Origin of the sequence: Mucilaginibacter sp. (genome assembly GCF_036383575.1) — a bacterium.
Classification (GTDB): domain Bacteria; phylum Bacteroidota; class Bacteroidia; order Sphingobacteriales; family Sphingobacteriaceae; genus Mucilaginibacter.
On sequence record NZ_DASVOB010000438.1, the window covers coordinates 1 to 5,904 of the forward strand.

At 43.1% G+C, this 5,904-nt stretch carries 5 protein-coding genes; 3 read left to right on the top strand and 2 right to left on the bottom strand.

What is annotated here, in order from left to right:
- On the bottom strand, positions 1–416 hold a 416-nt coding region (locus VF500_RS15380), incomplete at its 3' end, for a Gfo/Idh/MocA family protein (protein WP_330860513.1).
- 22 nt (positions 417–438) lie between these two features.
- The gene (locus tag VF500_RS15385; RefSeq protein ID WP_330860514.1) at positions 439–1,779 is read right to left on the bottom strand and encodes a DUF3472 domain-containing protein; all 1,341 of its coding nucleotides are present in this window, start codon (positions 1,777–1,779) and stop codon (positions 439–441) included.
- A gap of 423 nt (positions 1,780–2,202) precedes the next feature.
- On the opposite strand from VF500_RS15385, the gene VF500_RS15390 reads away from it, so the two are divergent.
- From VF500_RS15390 to VF500_RS15400, 3 genes are all read left to right on the top strand, one after another.
- A complete protein-coding gene (locus VF500_RS15390; RefSeq protein WP_330860515.1) occupies positions 2,203–3,228 on the top strand; it encodes a LacI family DNA-binding transcriptional regulator in 1,026 nt (341 codons plus the stop codon).
- A gap of 81 nt (positions 3,229–3,309) precedes the next feature.
- Positions 3,310–4,395, top strand: coding sequence for an aminoglycoside phosphotransferase family protein (locus VF500_RS15395; protein WP_330860516.1), 1,086 nt, complete (start codon positions 3,310–3,312; stop codon positions 4,393–4,395).
- Between the two features lie 127 nt (positions 4,396–4,522).
- A partial coding sequence (locus tag VF500_RS15400) for a DNA topoisomerase (protein WP_330860517.1) occupies positions 4,523–5,904 on the top strand: 1,382 nt, incomplete at its 3' end.

Sequence of the window (5,904 nt, forward strand, 5' to 3'; positions counted from 1 at the left end):
GTTAAACCAGCAATCACCTCACACCCTACGTACTTACCGGCTTTCATGGCATCAATGGCCTGCGAGTGATGAAACTGCCATGGTGTGGCAATAATTACGGCGTCGATATCCTTATGATCCAGCACTTTTTTGTAGGCATCCAATCCGCCGGTATATTCCTTTACAGGTGCATGGCCTTTTTTGGCGATGTATTCGCGGCAAATTTTCAATGAGCTTTCCTGGGTATCGCAAATTGCTACGATCTCCACATCATCGCGTAGCAAGCCTTCGGCAATGTGACTCATGCCGCGGGCACCTACACCAATGTAACCTAAACGTACTTTTGCAGGTGCTGATGCGAACAGCCGTCCTGACGGTAAAATGCTAAAACCTGCTGCGGCTATTGCGCTGGTTTTCAAAAATTGTCTTCTTTCCATATATGATTTTTGGTTTTGGGGCTTATTTATTGGGGAGTTTCTCAAAGTCAATTACAGGCTTCAGCCCGGTAGCCTGGCGGTCATACGGGGTTTTGAGCTGGATATAATTATTAAAGAAACCTCCATTTTGCAGGTAAAACTTGTTGCCTTCTTTTCCGCCGGCATAGTCCTTACGATAGTTGGCGTTAGCTGTAGCATCGCCGGTATAAATAGCATGCGTAAGCTCCAGCCAGTTATTCTCGCTGTCACCTATCCATTGGTTAGTAAAATATGCCTTGCGGGTCTTATCACCGTTTTCGGGTTCAAAATTTTCCACAAACGAATATAAATGCGTTAAATAAGTAGCTTTTTGCGGACGCGTGAAGCTGGCTATCAGAAACCATTTATCTGCAACTACATCTTTGAAATAGGCAGTATAAGTAGTGCTATGTTTTGCGTTATCAGGCTCGGCGCTTAGCAGGAACGCATAGGCCTGTCCTGCTTTCCATGGAAAACGCATATAGCTTTGTCCGCCCGAGCCTTCGTTACCAAATTCACCTATATGAACATTACCACCGTTTTTTTCCCGTTTTATACGCATACTGTCGGGGATGCTTTTCGGGTCTTCAGTATTGAATGGGCTCCATACCGAAAATAATACCCTACGCTCTGTAGCAGAGTTTACCTGCATACCAAAGTAGCCCTCGCCAAACCCGTCGGCCATAAAATAGGATCCCACTACGTCCTGCCCTTTCGGTACTATGATCTCATTATAAAACCATTTTACTTTATCCTCTTTATCGGCAGCCACCGGATAGCGCACATGTACAGAAGGCCCCCTCCTGCCAAAATGAAACGAGCTGCCTTTAGTAACATAGGCTATATCATTATCTGCCTTTTGCAGTGTAACTACCAGATCAGATATGTCGGCATAAACAGCACCCGTTTTACTGATCCCTTTTAAGCTTACCTTTATATAGCCGGGTTCGGTGATATGAAGCTTTCCAAAACTGATGGTATCAAACGTGGTATTATTTAGTTTTTTAACAAAAGTGTTCTTTCCTGCCGATAGCTGTATGGTGCTGCTACCTTGCGGCACACGTACCACCAGCGCAAGCTGAAGATCCTGCGCAACACTAACCCTGAAATAAATATTGGCTGTTGATTTAGCGCTTTTCAGCCCTATTAAACCTTCGTCAGTAATAGTATCAGGTGCACTTACCCAGGCATTACCGCCAAGCGGGATCACGTGGCGCAGTTTTGAAGCGTCGATGTGTGCAGTTTGCGCGCTGGCAAACCTGTTGCTTATAATAATAAATAATAGCGAGAGGCAAATTATAATGGTTTTCTTCATCATCAGATTATAATACAAGTATCGGTTCATAAATGTAGTCGCATTAGTGGCTTTCGTAAAGAATTAAATGTTTCAATTTCAACGCAAACGTTTGAAAAATGGCTGTAATTATCCTATAACTGGCATTAATTGAAAAACACGCTTTTATCAAACTTACTGACGTTTATTCTTTTCAGTTAAAAAATGAAGATAAACGGCTCTGCCAACCGGTTATTTCTCTCAATATTTTCATTGCAGAGGCAGGCCACCGGTTTTTAATCCGGATAATATCAATACTTAAAATTGCAACACGGCAAATGCTAAAATCTCCATTATACCAATCAGTTAACATTTGCAAACCGGTGATTAGGACTAACAAAGGCTACGCAAACGTTTGCAATACAGCCACAACAAGCCATAATTTCATAATAATCGCTTAACTTTAACTATATAAACACTATTAGCCCATCATTAATGCAAACAAAGCCAACTACTATAAAAGAGATAGCGCAAATATTAGGTATCTCGGTGTCTACAGTCTCCAGGGCCTTGCATGACCATCCAAGCATTGGGCTAACAACAAGGGCAAAAGTTAAAAAGCTGGCAGGTGAACTAAACTACGAACCAAACCAAACCGCCATTTTTTTGCAAAAGGGTAAAACCCATACTATCGGGGTTATTTTACCAGAACTTTCAGAAGCTTTTTTCTCATCGGCCATAAGCGCTATTGAAGATACCGCCTACAAAAAAAACTATACCGTACTCCTGGCGCAATCGCATGATGATGAGCAGAAAGAAAAACAACTTGTTGAAAAAATGAAAAATCACCGGGTTGATGGTTTATTGGTATCGGTGGGCAAAAACACGTCCTCCTATCTGCATTTTGAAAACTTAAAGAAATACAATATCCCCGTAGTTTATTTCGACAGGATCCCATCCATACCAAACATCCACTATGTGGCATGCAACATGGAAATCGGCACAATCGAAGCGGTAAGCTATCTGCTAAAAAAAGGACATCGGGCAATAGGCATGATCAACGGCCCCCAAACCATGGTAGCCACCGGCGAACGCAAAGAAGGTTATATCAAAGCCATGACCAAAAACAGGCTTAAGTATGATCCTTCACTCATTGTTTCATGCGATTTGACAGAAGAAGGTACCCAAAAAGCGCTAAATGAATTATTAGCCAGCAAACGTAAACCAACCGCAATAGTAACCTTTAATGACTATGTGGCGCTTTTTGCCATTAAACATGCCAGCAAATTAAACATCAGGATAAACAAAGACCTTGAGTTTGTAAGTTATGCCAATTTACCGCTGATCCATTATATGGAGAATATCCCGGCTGCTTCGGTTGAGCAATTCCCTTATTTACAGGGGCAAAAAGCAACCGATATTTTGATGGACCTGCTGCACCATCAGGGTACAGGCGGCAACGAACCAAGTGCCTTTTATAAGGTGATCATCGAATCGCAACTGGTCGAAAACAAAAAATAGATCTCAACAAAAAACACTCAAACGTTTGCGCATGGCTATCGTTTACCAATTAGCTATGTTTGATGAGTTAACGCCTATAATATGTTTGATGATATCCTTATAAATTTTGGATTAAACGTTTCTGAATACACAGTCCGGCCTTTTGGTTCGGGCTTAATAAACTATACTTTTAAAATAAACGGTGTTAACCGGGCTTATATCCTTCAGCAAATCAACAACTCGGTTTTCAAATATCCAGATCATATTGATAACAACCTGGCGTTGATCAAACAATACCTTGATGAAACCAACCCGGGATATTTGTTTGTAGCCCCATTAAAGAATCAAACAGGAAAATCGATCATTCAAGCAGCCGACGGTAAATTTTACAGGCTGTTTCCATTCATTGATGGATCGCATACAGTAAACTTTTTGCAGGATACCAAAGCAGCCTATAGCGCCGCTGTACAATTTGGCAGGTTTACCCGCTTGCTAAACCGTTTTGACAGCAGCAAACTCGAATATACACTTATCGATTTTCATAACCTGAAATTACGTTTCGAGCAGTTTGAACAAGCCCTTCAAACGGCCTCTGATGAAAAATTGAAACAGGCTGATCACGAAATAGAGAAAGCACGAGGTTATATCGAAATACTGCACACCTACAACCAGTTTACTACTAACAAGGATATTAAACTGCGGGTGATACATCACGATACCAAAATAAACAATGTGCTATTTGATGACGCACAAAACGCGCTTTGCCTTGTCGACCTGGATACCGTAATGCCCGGCTATTATTTAAGCGATGTCGGCGATATGATGCGTACCTACTTGTCGCCCGCCAACGAGGAGGAAAAAGATCTGGATAAGATTATCATCAGGACAGATTTTTTCGGGGCGATATATAAAGGGTATATGAGCGAAATGGGGAGTATCCTCACTGAAACCGAAAAACAGTTTTTCATTTTTTCGGGCAAAATGATGATCTACATGCAAGGCCTCCGTTTTTTAACCGATTTCTTAAACAACGATGTTTACTACGGCGCGCAATACGAAGGGCATAATTTGATCAGGGCAAAAAACCAGTTTAAATTGCTTGAAGGTTATACCAATGCGGAGCCAATATTTAAAGAAATAATTGCCGGGGTAGATAAGGAATTACTGGCTACTACGAACGGTATTTAACCGGGCATTAGATATACGGGGCGGCACAATGTTACCAACAAACCTTGCACAGCCCTCGTTAAATTCATACTTTCGACGCCCGTATCAGCAGGCACCGGTATAAACCGGCGCATTGGGACCAGCATTTATGAAAGTAATTATAGCCGAAAAACCATCTGTAGCCCGTGAAATTGCCAAAGTTTTTGGGGCGACCACTAAAAAGGATGGTTATATTGAAGGCAAAGGGTTCACCTTTACCTGGGCTTTCGGTCACCTGTTGCAGCTTGCAGCGCCGCAGGAATACGGCTATTATGGCTGGAGCGTTCAGCACCTGCCTATGCTACCACCAAAGTTTAAGCTTTCTATCCGTAAGGTAAAAACCAAAGATGGGCTGGTAGATGATCCTTCGGTAAAAAAACAACTGGATACTATCCAAAAGCTATTTGATGAATCCACCGAGATCATCGTAGCAACGGATGCCGGGCGCGAGGGAGAACTCATCTTTCGTTACATTTACTATTATTTAAAATGTAAAAAGCCCTTTAAAAGGCTTTGGATCTCATCCCAAACAGATGAGGCTATCAAAGAGGGCTTCCGCAACCTGAAACCAGGCAGTGATTATGATACGCTGTTTAATTCGGCCCATTGCCGTTCACAGTCGGACTGGCTGGTGGGTATGAACGCTACACAGGCGCTTAGTCTTTCATCGGGCATTCGCGGTGCCGTACTTTCATTGGGTCGGGTGCAAACCCCTACCCTTGCTATGATCTGTTCGCGGTATCTCGAAAATAAAAACTTCGTACCCGAAACATTCTTCCAGGTAAGTATCCATCCAGATAAAGATGGACAGGTATTTAAAGCGATATCTGCCGAAAATTATAAAACAAGAGAAGAAGCACAAGCCGTAGTCGACCAGGTGCAGGATGTTGAAGGCGGTTTTCCGCAGGGCGGTCATATTTTGCAAGTGGAAGCCAAACCACGTAAAGAACCACCACCACTATTGCACGACTTGAGCAGCCTGCAGCAGGAAGCCAACAAACGCAAAGGTTTTACTGCCGATCAGACACTTAATATCCTCCAAAACCTGTACGAAAACAAGCTGGTCACCTACCCCCGTACCGGCAGCCGTTATATTGGCGATGATGTTTTTGCAGGTGTACCTGTACTTATTGAAAAGCTGGAACAACACCCGCTTTTTGGCAAACAAGCCATTGCGCTGGGCACTGCCACATTGAATAAACGCAGTGTGAATGCCAAGAAAGTAACAGATCACCATGCCGTACTCACAACCGGCGAAACACCGCACCAGCTTTCGGCCGATCAGCAGGCTATTTACGATATGGTGGCGGGCCGCATGCTTGAAGCTTTTCACCAGGACTGTATCAAGGAAGTCACCAAAATTGTGGTGCAATCAGGCGCCAAATTTAACGCCAGCGGAACAGTGATCCACACCGCCGGATGGCGCGCCGTTTTCAATGATAAGGAAGACGATAAAAAAGACGAAGAGAACGCCACCCTACCAAAAGTTGT